Origin of the sequence: Faecalicatena orotica (assembly GCF_003149245.1) — a bacterium.
GTDB lineage: Bacteria > Bacillota > Clostridia > Lachnospirales > Lachnospiraceae > Faecalicatena_A > Faecalicatena_A orotica.
This window is the reverse complement of sequence record NZ_QGDL01000013.1, coordinates 115,311-131,077: the sequence shown is the minus strand read 5'-3', so window position 1 is coordinate 131,077 and position 15,767 is coordinate 115,311. Positions and strand designations below refer to the sequence as shown.

At 46.5% G+C, this 15,767-nt stretch carries 16 protein-coding genes and 1 tRNA gene; 5 read left to right on the top strand and 12 right to left on the bottom strand.

Annotation, left to right across the window (positions count from 1 at the left end; all coding sequences use genetic code 11):
• Nucleotides 1–107: 107 nt before the first annotated feature.
• The 3 genes from A8806_RS19595 to A8806_RS19585 all read left to right on the top strand — a co-directional run bounded on the left by A8806_RS19595 (nt 108) and on the right by A8806_RS19585 (nt 2,043).
• Entirely contained in the window at nt 108–794 is a 687-nt protein-coding gene (locus tag A8806_RS19595) for a D-lyxose/D-mannose family sugar isomerase (RefSeq protein WP_109732861.1), read from the top strand.
• A gap of 183 nt (nt 795–977) precedes the next feature.
• On the top strand, nt 978–1,466 hold the full coding sequence (locus tag A8806_RS19590) for an RNA polymerase sigma factor (RefSeq protein ID WP_109732860.1): 489 nt from the start codon (nt 978–980) through the stop codon (nt 1,464–1,466).
• A complete protein-coding gene (locus tag A8806_RS19585; protein ID WP_109732859.1) occupies nt 1,456–2,043 on the top strand; it encodes a zf-HC2 domain-containing protein in 588 nt (195 codons plus the stop codon). The genes A8806_RS19590 and A8806_RS19585 overlap by 11 nt, the downstream gene beginning before the upstream one ends.
• Nucleotides 2,044–2,121: 78 nt before the next feature.
• On the opposite strand, the gene A8806_RS19580 is transcribed toward A8806_RS19585, so the two are convergent.
• The 3 genes from A8806_RS19580 to A8806_RS19570 form a co-directional block, all read right to left on the bottom strand.
• A complete protein-coding gene (locus A8806_RS19580) occupies nt 2,122–2,322 on the bottom strand; it encodes a helix-turn-helix transcriptional regulator (RefSeq protein ID WP_109732858.1) in 201 nt (66 codons plus the stop codon).
• A gap of 1 nt (nt 2,323) precedes the next feature.
• Nucleotides 2,324–2,707 (bottom strand): DUF3796 domain-containing protein, encoded by a 384-nt coding sequence (locus A8806_RS19575; protein WP_109732857.1) that lies wholly within the window; start codon nt 2,705–2,707, stop codon nt 2,324–2,326.
• A gap of 150 nt (nt 2,708–2,857) precedes the next feature.
• The gene (locus tag A8806_RS19570; RefSeq protein WP_109732856.1) at nt 2,858–3,751 is read right to left on the bottom strand and encodes a helix-turn-helix transcriptional regulator; all 894 of its coding nucleotides are present in this window, start codon (nt 3,749–3,751) and stop codon (nt 2,858–2,860) included.
• A gap of 184 nt (nt 3,752–3,935) precedes the next feature.
• Between A8806_RS19570 and A8806_RS19565 the strand changes: the two genes are divergently transcribed.
• Nucleotides 3,936–5,891, top strand: a complete 1,956-nt coding sequence (locus A8806_RS19565) for a glycoside hydrolase family 31 protein (RefSeq protein ID WP_109732855.1) — start codon at nt 3,936–3,938, stop codon at nt 5,889–5,891.
• Between the two features lie 36 nt (nt 5,892–5,927).
• Here the strand turns inward: A8806_RS19565 and A8806_RS19560 are convergent, their stop codons facing one another.
• Entirely contained in the window at nt 5,928–6,455 is a 528-nt protein-coding gene (locus A8806_RS19560; RefSeq protein WP_109732854.1) for a TetR/AcrR family transcriptional regulator, read from the bottom strand.
• Between the two features lie 169 nt (nt 6,456–6,624).
• Between A8806_RS19560 and glgB the strand changes: the two genes are divergently transcribed.
• A complete protein-coding gene (gene glgB, locus A8806_RS19555) occupies nt 6,625–8,415 on the top strand; it encodes a 1,4-alpha-glucan branching protein GlgB (protein WP_109732853.1) in 1,791 nt (596 codons plus the stop codon).
• A 158-nt stretch (nt 8,416–8,573) separates the two neighbouring features.
• Here glgB and A8806_RS19550 read toward each other — a convergent pair.
• From A8806_RS19550 to A8806_RS19515, 8 genes are all read right to left on the bottom strand, one after another.
• A tRNA-Lys gene (locus A8806_RS19550) sits at nt 8,574–8,646 on the bottom strand.
• A 236-nt stretch (nt 8,647–8,882) separates the two neighbouring features.
• A complete protein-coding gene (locus A8806_RS19545; RefSeq protein WP_109732852.1) occupies nt 8,883–10,343 on the bottom strand; it encodes a sulfatase family protein in 1,461 nt (486 codons plus the stop codon).
• A gap of 1 nt (nt 10,344) precedes the next feature.
• The gene (locus A8806_RS19540) at nt 10,345–11,091 is read right to left on the bottom strand and encodes an ABC transporter ATP-binding protein (RefSeq protein WP_109732851.1); all 747 of its coding nucleotides are present in this window, start codon (nt 11,089–11,091) and stop codon (nt 10,345–10,347) included.
• Nucleotide 11,092: 1 nt separating this feature from the next.
• Complete coding sequence (locus tag A8806_RS19535; protein WP_109732850.1) at nt 11,093–11,896, bottom strand: ABC transporter ATP-binding protein; 804 nt, start codon at nt 11,894–11,896, stop codon at nt 11,093–11,095.
• Nucleotides 11,869–12,648: an ABC transporter permease gene (locus A8806_RS19530; protein ID WP_109732849.1), complete on the bottom strand. Its 780-nt coding sequence runs from the start codon at nt 12,646–12,648 to the stop codon at nt 11,869–11,871. The genes A8806_RS19535 and A8806_RS19530 overlap by 28 nt, the downstream gene beginning before the upstream one ends.
• Nucleotides 12,649–12,651: 3 nt before the next feature.
• A complete protein-coding gene (locus A8806_RS19525) occupies nt 12,652–13,419 on the bottom strand; it encodes an ABC transporter permease (protein ID WP_109732902.1) in 768 nt (255 codons plus the stop codon).
• A gap of 84 nt (nt 13,420–13,503) precedes the next feature.
• Nucleotides 13,504–14,592: an ABC transporter substrate-binding protein gene (locus A8806_RS19520; RefSeq protein WP_109732848.1), complete on the bottom strand. Its 1,089-nt coding sequence runs from the start codon at nt 14,590–14,592 to the stop codon at nt 13,504–13,506.
• Nucleotides 14,593–14,638: 46 nt separating this feature from the next.
• On the bottom strand, nt 14,639–15,715 hold the full coding sequence (locus tag A8806_RS19515) for an ABC transporter substrate-binding protein (protein WP_109732847.1): 1,077 nt from the start codon (nt 15,713–15,715) through the stop codon (nt 14,639–14,641).
• Between the last annotated feature and the right edge of the window lie 52 nt (nt 15,716–15,767).

The window sequence follows — 15,767 nt, the reverse complement described above, 5'->3', positions numbered from 1 at the left end:
GTTATCTGCACATAAAACCGTATATTATGATAAAATAGGAAAAGCGGCCGGAAAGAAAAGCCGGCAGACTCAAAATAATATTATCTGAATCAAGGAGGATTACCCGTATGAAACGTTCCCGAATCAACCAGGTCATCAAGGACATGGAAAGCCTGATAAAAGAGCATGGATTTGAAATGCCGCCCTTTGCCTGCTGGACGCCCGAAGACTGGCACAACACCGGCCATGAATATGATGAGATACGAGACAACAAATTAGGGTGGGATATTACAGACTTTGGTCTCGGCAGATTTGACGAGATCGGCTTCTCACTATTCACGATCCGAAACGGCAACCTGAAGATGCCTGAGAAATATAAAAAAACATATGCCGAAAAGCTCCTGATGTTATACGAAGGCCAGACAGCGGCCATGCATTTTCATGTAAGTAAGATGGAGGATATTATCAACCGGGGCGGCAACGATGTATACATAACCGTATATAACGGTACACCGGATGAAAAAATGCTGGATACGGATGTTGTCGTATGTTCGGATGGGAAGACAGAATCCGTACCTGCCGGAACAAAAGTCTGCCTGCATCCGGGACAGAGCATTACGATTACACCATATATGTACCATGATTTTATCGTACCTGAGACGGGCGGCCCGGTGCTTCTGGGTGAAGTTTCTATGTGCAATGATGACGATAACGATAACTTCTTCTATAATAAAGAGATCGGACGTTTCCCGGAGATCGAAGAGGATGAAGAGGCCTACCGGCTGCTTTGTAACGAATATCCTAATGCGGATTAAGAAGTTTTTAAGGCCCGCCTGTGTATCAGGAGCACAGGCGGGCTTTTACTATTTTTCTTTGAATGTATGGACCACATAGAAGCCCACCATCAGGTGGCAGCACTTCAATGCAGCTGGAAAATTAAAATAAAAAAGTTGTAACGAATTACTTTTCAGGGACACTTATAGGCAAGGAGGTAGGACATGAAAGACATGGAACAGATTTATAAGAAATATATGCCGCAGGTATATAAATATCTGTTTAGCCTTTGCCATGACACCCAGCTAACAGAAGAACTGACACAGGAAACCTTCTTCCAGGCCGTGAAGTCCATAGAAAGTTTCCGCGGGGACTGTAAGCTTTATGTCTGGCTATGCCAGATCGCGAAGCATCTGTGGTGCAGAGAATTGAAGCAAAGAGGGAGAGAAAACCACACGGAACTAACAGAAGATATCCCCTCTCCAAAGCAGCCACCGGAATCAGCCGCAATTCAGAAAATGGATACGATTCAATTGTACAAGCTGCTTCACGCCCTCGAAGAGCCGATGAGAGAAGTCATGTATTTAAGGCTAAACGGGAATTTCAGTTTTAAGGAAATCGGGGAAATTCTGGGCAAAGACGAAAACTGGGCACGTGTAACATTTTACCGGGGCAAACAGAAAATCAGAAAGGAGAGCCAATATGAAATGTGAACTGATCCGGGACCTGCTCCCGCTGTATATCGACGGTCTGACAAGCGAAGAAAGTAACAGGGAAATCGAAAAACATCTGAAAAGTTGTAAAGAATGCAGAATCTACTATCTGGAAATGAAGGGCGAAATTCCTGAAGCTAAAGCCGTATCGGAAGAGGAAATCGAAGATGCCGGCCTGATAAAGAAGATAAAGAAAAAAAGGAAACACAGAATCACAGCCGCCTGCGCGGGCGCTGCCGCAGTACTGCTGCTTGCTATTTTCGTACTGCTTCCCCGTACCTACGGTGAAGTAAAATATGAGGATATAACATTAAGCTACGGCACAAGAGAAAACAAGGCCTATCTCCAGATGACCATAAAACCGGGACACGAAATAGTCTTTTCCGGTGAAACAAATCGTAACGGCACTTACTTTAAAGTACTGTCAGCTACACGGATTTTGAACAATGAGAGCGACAGCATGGGATGGGAAGATGAACTCGGGACGAAAGATTCCCCGTGCAAATGGACACTCGAGTTTAAAGACAAAACTCTGTACTTCGAAAACGGAGAACTAATTCAGGAAAAAAACAAATAACCACAGACAGAGCGCCCGTACCGCTTGGTACAGGGCGCTTCTGTTTCATGGAGAAAATATTCGTTGTTTCAGCCAGTTTCACTCATCCTCGAATTCAAACAGTTCTTCTACTGTAACCTGAAAGATCCGGGCAATATCCATCGCCAGCTTCAATGACGGATTATAACGTCCGTTTTCCAAATGCCCTATCGTCTCGCGTCTGACCCCCACCCGTTCCGCCAGATCTGTCTGGCTTAAGTCGAATGCCAGCCGGTATTCTTTTATCTTTGTCTTTAGCATCCTACTCCTCCATATATTTTCTTTCCTGCCGGTTGATCTGCCAGAGCATAGCAATGAAAATTGCCATCGCTGCCACAAAACTGATAAGATACAGCCTCATAACCAGCGTAACCATGTCAGCCGAAATATACTTTATATGTTCGAGAACCGCAACGATAACCAATATAAGGCTATTGGCTGCCACTTCAAAAATAAACGCCCTGAAACCCGCTTTTCTTACATTCATCCAAAACAACTCATCAGCTGGCATATTCGTGTAAATGAAGAAAAAGAAATAAATCAGAAACAGTTGCAGCAGCCAGTCTCCTGTATTGGTCCCCACTACACCGACCAGCCCAAGCCATCCTAAATAAGACAGTGGATTATGTTTTTTCGCTTTTGTCATACTAATCCCTCCTCCTGACAGGCCTGCCGCATTTTACTGTGCTCTCTTTGCAGCCCTTTATGTTATAAATATATCACATTTGTTGTTATAAATATATAACATAAGAAGGTAAAAGTCAATAGCAAATCACAAACTCTTATCTTTTATTTTCTACAGCTGTTTCCGATACTCCCGCGGAGTGATTCCTGCCGCCCGTTTAAACTGCCGGATGAAATAACTCACATTCTCAAACCCACAGTCCAGACTCACCTCCAGCACTGTTTTCGTCGTATCCTCGAGCATCTCCTTTGCCTTTTCTATGCGGTATCCGATGAGATACTGAACGGGCGAAATATTTGCTATCTCCTTAAAGAAATGGCAGAGGTACTGCGGGTTGCACTGCGCCTCCCCGGCCAGCTGTTCCAGAGTAATCTTCTCCATATAATGCTTCTCCACATAGGAAACAATCTTTTTATACCGGTCAATCCGCTCTTTCTCCGATGCATTCAGAACACTCGCTGCCGCCACCATCCTGCGGTTCCTGTCCAGTTCATACATCATTTCAAGCAAAAAGAGCTTTGCCCGGAAATACCACCCCTCATTTTCTTCCAGTCCACACTCTGCCGCCTGATCAAACAATTCCGATATCTTCCTGTATATCCCATCCCGCGGCCCGATCACCCTCGGAAGCGAAGAAACATGTGCGAGCAGCGGTGCCGCAAACTCTTTTTGAAATTCATCCTGATAAGTAAATTCCAGTATATGAGGGTTAAAAATAAGAACGTCATGCACGGTATCCTGTCCGGTTCCCTCTATCTGATGGAGCTCACCACTGTTTATAAAACCTATCTCCCCCTCTTGCAAAACAAAATTTTCAAGGTTCAGCTCGACTAAAAAACTTCCTTTTATGGCCTTTAAGATCTCAACATTATGATGCCAGTGTCTCTCGACATAAAAATGTTCCGGGTAAATCGTTCCCGGCCCGGTGGTAAAATGCATGGCCGTCAATGGCCGCTCCTGTGTGCCGTGCCTGACATCTTCTTCCAGAGAATGATCCTTATTCATATAAATCCTCCCGTCTCTGCACGCATTTAAGAAACATACGCAGATTTTCCACAACCTCAATATTGTGTTATTATTTTAAGTAATAATGCAAGATATTTCAATCTTTTTTTCTTATACTGATAAAAAAGTGTTACAGGCGTGCCTGTAAACAGTAATACAGATTGTATATCAGGAGGTCACGAAAATGATTCAGAAGTATGTATATGGAAGTCCATTTGAAACCGGGGCAGTTACCGAAGCCTTAGAACCTGCTTCAGGTTCCCCGAAACACGGCAGCATTTCCTTAAATAACGGTTTTCATTTCACCTGCGAAATGGAGGAGGAAGACATCGTGTATGGTCTGGGCGAGGCCAACAGAGGCATTAACAAGAGAGGTTTTCTCTATATCAGCAATTGCAGCGACGACCCAAATCACACCGAAAACAAGAATTCCTTATATGGCGCACACAATTTCATCATCGTTTCCGGACGAGAAACCTTCGGTCTTTTTCTCGACTACCCCGGCGCAATGCGGTTTGACATCGGCTATACAAGGCAGAACCGGCTGGAAATCAGCTGCGAAGATGCGGACCTTGACCTGTATGTCATCGATGGTGACAACGCCTATGATATTGTAAAACAGTTCCGTAAAATCATCGGCCAGAGCTATATCCCGCCAAAGTTTGCATTCGGATTCGGACAAAGCCGCTGGGGATATACAACCGAAGAAGATTTTAAAAATGTAGTAAAGGGATACCGCGAAAACCACATCCCAATTGATATGCTGTATATGGACATCGACTACATGGACAATTATAAAGATTTTACTGTAAACAAGGAAAACTTCCCTGACTTTAAAGGATTTGTAGATGAAATGAAGGCGGAGAATATCCATCTGATCCCTATCATTGACGCAGGTGTCAAGATTGAGGAAGGATACGATATTTATGAGGAAGGGAAAGAAAAAGGTTACTTCTGCAAATGGGAAGACGGAAGTGAATTTGTAGCCGCAGTATGGCCGGGCTGGACACATTTTCCGGATGTCCTGAATCCTGATGCCCGCGCATGGTTCGGAAGCAAGTATGAAAGACTGATCTCCCAGGGAATCGACGGATTCTGGAACGATATGAATGAACCGGCAATCTTCTGCACTCCCGAAGGAGTCGATGACCTGAAGAGCTATTTTAAAGACCTGCTTGAAAAAGAGGATGAAGTACCGGGCTTCCTCCTCAATGACAAGGTGATCGGCCTCGCCAATAATCCGGACGATTACAAACGTTTCTACCATGAGGTTAACGGAAAGAAAATCCGCCATGACAAGGTCCACAACCTGTACGGCTTCAACATGACCCGCGCGGCATCAGAAGCGTTTGATAAAATCGTTCCTGACAAGAGAATCCTGATGTTCTCCCGCTCCTCCTACATAGGAATGCACCGTTACGGCGGAATCTGGACCGGCGACAACCAGTCCTGGTGGTCACACATCCTTCTGAACCTGAAAATAATGCCGTCCCTCAACATGTGCGGTTTCCTCTATACAGGGGCTGACTTAGGCGGTTTCGGTTCCGATACGACAAGAGACTTAGTCCTTCGCTGGCTGGCGCTCGGCGTATTCACACCGCTCATGCGCAACCACGCCGCACTCGGGACAAGAGAGCAGGAATGCTACCAATTTGAAAACATCGAAGATTTCCGGCATGTAATCTCCGTCCGCTACCGCCTGCTGCCATACCTTTACAGCGAATACATGAAGGCCGCCTTAAACGACGATATGTATTTTAAGCCGCTCGCATTCGAATACCCGGAAGATGCAATGGCAAAACAGGTCGAGGACCAGCTCATGATCGGAAACGAAATCATGATCGCCCCCGTCTACACCCAGAATGCCGCCGGAAGATACGTCTACCTCCCGGAAAACATGAAGTTCATAAAATTCCTTCCGGACGGAAACATCTCCGAGAAAGAACTGCCAAAGGGCCACCATTATGTAGAAATCGCACTAAACGAAGTTTCCTTATTCATCCGCAGCGGAAAAAACATACCAATAGTTGATGCAGCAGAATGCGTAGAAAAAATCGATATGGGCACAAAACAAACAATCGGATATCCTGACGGCGAATATGCACTTTATGAAGACGATGGAATCTGCAAAGGGGTCTGACCCCTTTGCAGTCCGTTTTCAGAATATTCTTAAAATTCAACTTCGCAGCATATTTTCGCTGATGTTTGCGAGTATCTCCAATACTTTCTCGTTTTCATCGTTCATATGCTGTTCGAAGGCACGGAACGTGCCCTGAATCAGGACGGTAAACAGCAGGTCCTTTTCCAGATCGCCCTGATATTCCGGACAGTTACTGTATATCACTTCTTTCAGAAGCTGTTCCAGACGGTCCACAAGCAGCGGCCTTCTCGTGCCGGAATACAGGATGTCGAGCATCGGGCGCCGGGAAAGAATGGCATTTGCAATTTCCATGACACCCTCCCGCGGGTCTGAGATAAGATTTTCTGGATGGTTCATATCCTGGATTGCCGAAGTGAGCACTTCCAGCTCTAATTTTTCCGATAAATCATAGATGTCCTTATAATGCTGGTAGAAGGTGGCTTTGTTTATACAGGCCAGCTCTGCCAGCTCTTTTATCGTAATCCGTTCCAGCTCCTTTTTTGAGCGCAGTTCAATAAATGCATTGATAATGCTGTTTCTTGTCTTCTTCACTCTTAAGTCCATAAACTCCACAGTTATCCAACAATATCCCGAAAGCGTCGAATAACATACTCCTTTCAAAAATCGTCGATTGATTCCATCTCTAGATCCTTTATAATGATAATAGTACTAAGAAAAACGACGGTAGTCAATTAAACTATTATAGTAAAAGAACAAGTACGGGAGGATATGAATGGATTATTACGGATTTTATACGGGAAAAATATTTGATGCCTATAAATTCCTCGGATGCCGGCTCACCGGGAACAAAGCTGTATTTACTGTCTTTGCCCCTGCGGCCCAAAAGGTAAGTTTGATCGGGGAGTTCAATGGCTGGACCGATACGCCGATGGAAAAGATTTATAATGGCCAGTTCTGGCAGATTACGCTCGACAACATGAGAGACGGTATGCTGTATAAGTACAGAATCTATAAAAACGACGGCAGCTGCACAGACCACTGCGACCCATACGGCTACGGAATGGAACTCCGCCCGCAGAGTGCTTCCGTTGTGCGTGACCTGAACAGTTATACCTTCCACGATGAAAAATGGATGAAAAAAAGAACCGACTGCAAGAACAGTCCCCTCAATATTTATGAAATGCACCTCGGTTCCTGGAAAATGAATAAAAATGACGAAAATGGCTGGTATACTTATGCCGAAACGGCTGACCTGCTCATTCCTTATCTCAAAGAATACGGTTACAACTATGTCGAAGTCCTTCCCGTCAGCGAGCACCCCTCGGACGACTCCTGGGGCTATCAGGGCACCGGCTATTTCAGTCCCACCTCCAGATACGGAACGGTAAACGACCTGAAATACTTTATTGATCAATGTCATTTAAATGATATCGGTGTCATACTGGACTTCGTTCCGGTCCATTTTGCAGTCGATAACTACGCCCTTGCTGATTTCGACGGAACACAGCTTTATGAGTACCCGAACAGCGACGTCAGTGTCAGCTCCTGGGGAAGCAAAAACTTCAACCATTCCAGAGGTGAGGTCCAGAGTTTCCTGCAGTCCAACGCAAATTACTGGCTTGCAGAATATCATTTCGACGGACTGCGCATGGATGCCATCAACAATATCATTTACTGGCAGGGCGACCCCCAGCGGGGAATCAACGTAAATGCCACCGAATTTCTGAAAAACATGAATCGCTATATCAAGGAAACTTACCCGACTGTCATTCTGGCCGCAGAAGATTCCAGCGCTTACGCAGGCGTCACAAAAAAGACGGAAGACGGCGGTCTTGGGTTTGATTACAAATGGGACATGGGGTGGATGAACGATACACTGGAATATTTCCGCACAGACCCGCTCTACCGCGGCAGGGACTATCACAAACTAACCTTTTCCATGCAGTATTATTATGACGAACATTTCCTGCTGCCGTTTTCACACGATGAAGTTGTCCACGGCAAGGCAACCATCATCCAGAAAATGTTCGGTGAATACGACGGGAAATTCCCGCAGGCACGGGCCCTGTACCTCTATATGATGACGCATCCCGGAAAGAAACTGAACTTCATGGGAACCGAACTGGCCATGTTCCGAGAGTGGGATGAAAAACGGGAACTGGACTGGGATATCCTCAAGTATCCCCTTCATGATGCCTTTCACCATTACATCCAGTCACTCAACAAGCTTTATCTGGAGCATCCGTCCCTGTCCGCTCTTGACTTTGACAGGTCCGGCTTCCAGTGGCTTGACTGCCATCAGGAGGAAAAGGCCATCTATGCCTTCATGCGCTCCGACGGAAAAGAAAAAACCGCCGCAGTATTCAATTTCTCCGGGGAAGATATCGAAGATTACGAATTACCGGTCGGGGAAGGACACGAACTGAAACTGCTGATCGCAAGCGATATGGACTGCTATGGCGGAGAAACTTCTTATAAAAAAGGCCAAAGCTGGAAGATCAAAAACGGAAAGGCTGTTCTGAAAATGCCTGCATTTTCTGGAAAACTGCTAGATTTAAAATAAGTTTTTCAGCATAATTTTATATAGGAAAGAGGAAAAGGCGGGTGCTCTACTGCATCTGCCTTTTCCATACATTTTTATTCTGATTTTTATTTTTCGCATTTTGACCGAAAAAAACACCATCCCCGCGGCTCTGGACTCCGCGAAAACAGTGCTTCAAGTGCGCGATCAGGGGTTCGAACCCTGGACACCCTGATTAAGAGTCAGGTGCTCTACCAACTGAGCTAATCGCGCGTATTTCTTAATTTTTGTCTGCATCCTTTAACTGTGACGCAAGTGATATTATATATGATAAAAAATAAAAATGCAACCCCTTTTTTAACATTTTTTTATTTTTTTCTAAATTTTTTTATATAATATCACTTGGTCCGCTATCCGGCGACAGGAAACATCCCGGATTATGTACTTTTATATGTCTCTCTTCCTTCTTCCGAAGTGATGTCCGCACACCAGCATTTCAATATTATCTATCAGGAATAATCACCGCTTGCCCGGATGTCTTCCAGCACGGCCCCGAATGATTCGAGTGGTTCGAACCTGACATCATATGGATACTGCGGATAGTCCCAGTCCAGTTTATGGATGTCTCTGACTTTTACGCTCATGACGCGTTTCAGCAAAAGCAGTGTCATTTCATCCCTGACGGCCCGGTAAGAATCGTCATGGTAAAGATTATGGAGTTCGTGCGGATCTTTCTCAAGATCGTACAGTTCACCCAGGTCATCTGCATAAACAGAAAGTTTCAGGTTTCCCCTCCTGATCATCGCACCCGGCCCGAACGAGGTCGGGGCATGGGGCGCCGTTATGGTGAAGCCCTCGATTGGTTCCTGACAGGTCGGGCATCCGCCTCCTGCCTCGCAGAGAATGGTGTCCCTGCCGGTATCATCGCCTGCGTCCAGAGCCTGTACCCAGGATCTGCCCACCATTGTCGGGGGAATCTGTACGCCCAGTATTTCAAGCAGGGTGGGAACCATATCTACTTCCTCACTCAGCCCGCCGAACACGGTATTTTTCCATCGCCCGTCCGGATGGACAAGGATGGCCGGAATATGGGAAAGACATTCATAGAATGTCGGATTTTTGTGGGTCATCCTGTAGTCTCCCAGCAGTTCTCCATGATCGGAAAAAAACAGAATCACTGTCTTTTTATCCTGACCGTTTTCTTTTAGTGCATCGCAAAGCCTTCCCACATTGTCATCCACATACCTGATCTGTCCCATATAATGTGCGATTGCCTTTTTCAGGTCATCTTCCGTGCACTGATCCATCTCCGAGTGCACACGGAACACCTCATTTTTTACCGGCTGGCTCTTACTGTCGTAAGCATAGAAGCTCTCCGGCACTTCGATTTCTGAGGGATCGAACATGGTATCATATGGGCCCGGACAGCAAAACGCCGGGTGGGGGTCCTGATAATTTATCCACAGAAAGTACGGTTCCTCCCCGGAGTTTTCCACAAACTGAATTGCTTCTGTCGTCAGTTTGTGGGTAATGTTGAAAGGATGGTCTTTTTCCAGAGTAAAAGAGGAATAAGAATGTTCATATTTGGGATGTCCATCGTAATTGCCCAGACAGACTTCGTCCAGACTGTCCCAGAGCTTTGGCAGTTCCGAGTATGTGAATAAATGGTTTTTCCCAAACATCCCTGTTCTGTACCCGGCCTGTTTCAGTGATGTGACGATATTCGGCACGGACGGGGAGATCGTGGACCAGTAATTTCTGTGATTATGCTCTGAAAAATACGTGCTTGTCGCGAAACTGCATCTGCTCGGTCCGCAAAGCGGAGCCGCACAGTACATATTTTTAAACCGGACGCCGTTCTGTGCCAGGGCATCGATATGTTTTGTGCCTATTGTACTGTGCCCGTAGCATCCCAGATAATCGGCGCGCATCTGGTCCGGGGTTATGATAATTAAATTATACTTGTCCATGCTACCACCATTTTATCAGGTCCGTAACTTGATTACGAAGTGCTACAAATTCCGGATCAGATACCTTTCTCGGACGGGGGAGATCGTTAATGATTTCCGTTTTGATATGAGTTGGTTTATTTGTCAGGACGATAATCCTGTCAGACAGATAAACGGCTTCCTCTATATTATGTGTGATGAACAGGACCGTTGTCCTGATTTCCTTCCACATTTTCAGCAATTCATCTTCCAATTTATACTTTAGTGTCAGATCAAGCTGCCCATATGGCTCATCCATCAGGAGTAAATCCGGCTCTATGGCAAATGCTCTCGCGATAACCACCCTCTGGAGCATACTCGCCGACAGCTGGCTGGGATAATAATTCCGGTATTTGTCAAGCCCTACCATCCGGATTACATAATCAGAGCGTTCCTTTAGCTTATCCGGCGGGAACTTCTTGGCTTTCAGCCCGAATTCCACATTTTCCTGAATGTTGAGCCACTCCATTGTAGAATACTCCTGAAAAATATATGCCAGATTATGTTTCTTCGGATGGATATCCTCGCCGTCTACCTGAATACTGCCCTTATTGATGTCATAAACCTTTGTCAGGGAGTTCAGAAACGTTGTTTTTCCGCACCCGGTAGGCCCTACGATACACAGGAATTCTCCGTCGTATACATCAAAGGAAATGTTGTCCAGTACCAGCAGGTCGCCGAATGCCTTGGTCAGTTCCTTTACTTCCACTTTCACCCTTTTCTCATCCATTTTAACCCTGCACCTCCTCTTCGGCCACATTCCCCTCCACGCACTGTGTAATCTCTTCGCGCAGTGCCAGAAACGCCTCGCTTGTATAGTCTCTCGGCCTCGGCAGGCCGATGATGTATTCTTTCTTAACCGAAGCAGGCATTTCTGTGAGCACAACGATCCTGTCCGCCAGATAAATTGCCTCTTCCACATTGTTCGTCACAAATACGACTGTACGTTTTTCTTTGGAGCAGATTTTCTCAATCTCTTCCTCCATCAGATACCTGGTCTGCGCATCCAGATGGCCGAACGGCTCGTCCATGAATATCACATCCGGGTTGTTGCAGTAGGCACGGGCAATCCCCACCCGCTGCTGCATGCCGCCTGAGAGCTTGACCGGATAGCTGTCCTCGAACCCGGTCAGGCCAACTAAGTCAATATAGTACTGGGCTCTTTTTTTCCACTCTTCCTTCTTAACCCCCTGCATCCTTGGTCCGAAAGATACATTCTTCATAACGCTCATCCACGGGAACAGTGCAGTTGTCTGATAGACCATCCCGCGGTCACAGCTCGGCCCGTCCACCTTTTTCCCATTCACCTCTATCTCCCCTCCGGTTGCATCTACAAGGCCCGCCAGCAGGTTCAGGATGGTTGTCTTCCCGCACTGTCCCGGTCCGAACAGGACCAGAAACTCGTTTTCCTTTACTTCAAGGTTCAGATTCCGGATAACCTCATTCACTTCATCCTGTTTTCTATTTTTTGCATAAAAAGTTTTACAGAGATCTTTACATCTGACTGTTACTTTCCCCTTACCGTCCATGAACATAATCTCCTTTCTAAAACTCTCATAATATTAGCCAGTGCGAACCCGATGATTGCTATGGAAATCATGCCGACCAGAATCAAAACGGTATCCCCTGTGTTCATTCCCATGTTGATGATCCATCCTGCCCCCTCATAGGAGCTGATCATCTCCGCCGCCAGAACTGCCATCCAGGATGTGGACAGAGAAACCTGCAGCCCTGCGAATATGTATGGTGTGGCGCTCGGGAGGATGATGTTCACAAAAATCTGGAACTTATTCGCCCCCAGAAGTTCTGCCGCCCCGACCAGTGTCTGATCGACCTTGTTTGTGCCGTCATAAGAGTTCAGCACAATATTGGCAAAACCACCCATAAAGATGATAAAATATTTTGTAGTCTCGCCGATTCCAAACCAGAGGATTGCCAGCGGTATCCACGCCAGTCCCGGGATCGGGCGGATAATATTGAAAATGGGCCTGACGATTGCATTGACTGTTTTGGAGTATCCCATTGCAACCCCCAGGATAATTCCTGTTACAGAGGACAGTCCGAATCCCACGAATACGCGCTTCAGACTGTACAGTACATGCATCTGGAGCGTATACTTCCCGATCGGGACTGACAGTGACTCGGCGAATCTGGAAAAGACTTTCTGGGGAGTCGGAAAGAACAGCGACACCTTTGTATAGGAGGCCGCAAAGTACCATATTAAAAACACGCTTAAAATCGCCGCCGCCCCAATACCCACGGCAAGGCTTTTTTCCTTTGTCTTCATCTTCTACCTCCTCACGAATTTCTTTTCCAGAAATTCCAGTGTTCCTGTCAGAATTGCACCCACACCGGCGATAACAAGCATCCCCATCACGATGATGTCCGGGCGGCCGATCGTCCTTGCAATCTGCAGCATGTATCCAAGTCCTTTCGTAGCCGCCACGAGTTCGGCAGCTACCAGCGTCATCCATGCAACCCCGAGAGAAACCCGCAGGCCCGTAAAGATCATGGGCAGTGCCGTCGGGATAGCTATCTTCCGGAGGATTTCAAATTTTGTCAGCCCAAAGGTTTTTCCCACATTGATATGTACTTCACTCGTCTGCTTAATGCCTGAATAGGAATTGATAATGCAGGGAATAACCGCGGACACGAAGATAACCATTGCTTTCGATTTCAGGTCAATGCCCAGCAAAAGGATCATAATCGGAACCCAGCCAATCGGGGGGATCGGCCTTATAAGATCGAAAATAGGTTTTACAAACAGATCTACGGGCTTATACCAGGCCATCAGGATTCCAAGCGGGATTCCCACGATTGCACCGAGCACATAGCCGGTCAGGGCCACCTGCAGGCTTGCCGCTACATGGACCAGTAAGACAGAGCCGTCCGGGGACGGGTTTACCAGTTTGATAAAAAATGCCTGAAATGTCTTGATGGGACTCGGCATGGAGTACACCGGGAATAAATGGAATACGTCTGTCACCAGCTCCCACAGGACAAAAAAGCATATCATGGAAATTGCGGAAATGACCATATATTTTTTGTTCTTCTTCATTTTATCCAGCCTTTCATTTCTTTTATGTCTGTTACAGGAGGATGCCGGGTAAATGACCATTCACATGCCCGGCATCCTGTCTCTTTATTTCAAAGCTTCATCAAGAAATTCTGAAGTCGTGTTATTTTTTACAGTTTCTACTTTATCGCCGTCGAGTTTATCCTGAGATACCATGAATTCGGCGTAAGCTGCCTCATAATCGCCCAGTTTTAATGCTTTTGCATCTTCTGTTGTCACAAACGGCTTTAAGTCGCATTCTGCCTGGATATCTTCATCTGTAGCAGACCCGCCGTTGTCGTTGTACCATTTCTTAACAGCCTCGAACTTCTTGTCCGGGTTTGCCTCCAGTTCGTCGTTTACTTCATAGAGTGTCTTTAAAAATGCCGGGATAACAGCCTTAATCTCTTCATTGTTATATGCCTTGTCTGTTAAAGTGATTTCCTCATAAAGCTGCAGCCCTAACTGGTCGAGGTCCGCCACTTTTACCATCGTATCGTCTGTCTGGAAACAATAAGGTGAGGTGAGCGCCGCCACATCGGCCTGTCCGCCCTTGAAAGCCTGATAGCACTGTGCAAATTCCATATGTACCATCTGTACGTCTGTCTCCGGCACGCCGATGGCCTCCAGCCATTTTGTCACGGCGAGCTGTCCGGTCGTTCCGGTTGTCTGTACGATCTTCACTCCTTTGACTGTATCCGGTGATCCGAGTACATCCGGGTAGTCCGGGTTAGTCCCCTTCACACCTGCGAGTGCAGAATCCTTGTAGGCCCAGATTTCATTGCCGCCGGTCCCATTGATATGGCTCGCGATGACATGAGCGTCAAAATTGGCAACTCCAAATACAAACGCTCCACCGATTGTTGCCACATCATAGGAATCGGATGCGATCGCTTCGTTCATTGGCGCCCCTGTCGGGAACATGACAGGTTCAATCTTAAATCCGTTTGCCTCATCCAGCTTGTTATCGATGATGTAGCCGATCTGTGAAGAAATATAAAACGGCATAACCGCCACCCGGATCACCGGGAGTTCTCCGGAATCCGTATCCTCTTTCGCATCCGAAGCCTCTGTTTTCCCCTGTTTTTCTTCCGTTTTTCCTCCTGACTGGCAGCCAACCAGACATGAGAGTGCTAAAGCCATTGCCAAAAATCCCGCCAATACTCTTTTCTTCATAACCTTTCTCCTTTATTCCTTTTATTTTAAACAAGACAATTCTTGTTTAATTCCCTCTGTTCTGCGTCTCAAATGCCTCCCGGAACAGCTCCCGGTCTACATTTTTATCTACATTTGGAAGTCCGAGAGGCGGTATATTTCCGATCGCCGCCATATACTCCGCATATTTTATTTCAAAATCGCCAAACTTCTCTATGTCGTAATTTTTCCTTGTCACTAAAATCTTGTCCTTACATTCCATCTCCAGAATATCCTTAGAAACCGACTGTCCCTGTTTCAGATACCAGCTTTCACCGGAGGCAGCCTTCTCTCTGGAGTCAGCTTCCAGTATCTCATTTGCATATAAAAGACATTCCATAAAACGTACCAGAGATTCTCGTTTTTCCTCATGCGCCTTTTTAGTCGCCAGAATTACCTCATATATTTCCGTATGCAGTGACTCGGTGTCGGCTACCTTCTTAAACCCTTCCTTCAGAGCCATATAAGAATAAGGTGCGCTGAGCACAACCGCATCGCCCTCACCATCCAGAAACCTGTTGTAGGTATCCTGAAAGTCCCCGTAAGCAAGTTTTACAGAGCCCTTCTTGACTCCGATCGATTCCAGCCATTTCATCCCCAGATACTGCTGGGTCGTGTTGCTCTTCATCAGAATCCGGCATCCCTTCACCGTATCGAGGTCCCCGTATACCTGCGGATAAGTCGGGTTAAAGCCTTTCACGTCCAGTATCCGGCTGCTGTTTCTTGCATAAACCGCATCCCCGCCCGTGGACCGGATATGTTCCCCGATCACAACACCCTTGTTCTCCACCAGAGGGTACAGAAACGCCGCGCCCGTCGTGGCAACATCATACTTATCCTTTTCAATATCCACGATCTGCTCCGCCCCAGACGGATATTCCACCGGAACCAGCTTCAAACCAAATTCCTCGTCCAGACCATGCTCCATAATATAGCCGACAGGTGAACTGATGTAATACTGCTGTACCGCAACCCGAAGCTCAGCCAGCTCTTCTTTATCCGCCGGCCGGCCCTGCCGGTCCATATCATCCGTCACATTCCTGCCACATGCAAAAATTCCGATCGCTAAAATGACAGAACCCAATAACAGTACTTTTCTCTTCATCTCTATCTCCCTGTCTCTAATAATATCTTACCGGATCTGCAGAAAAATCCAA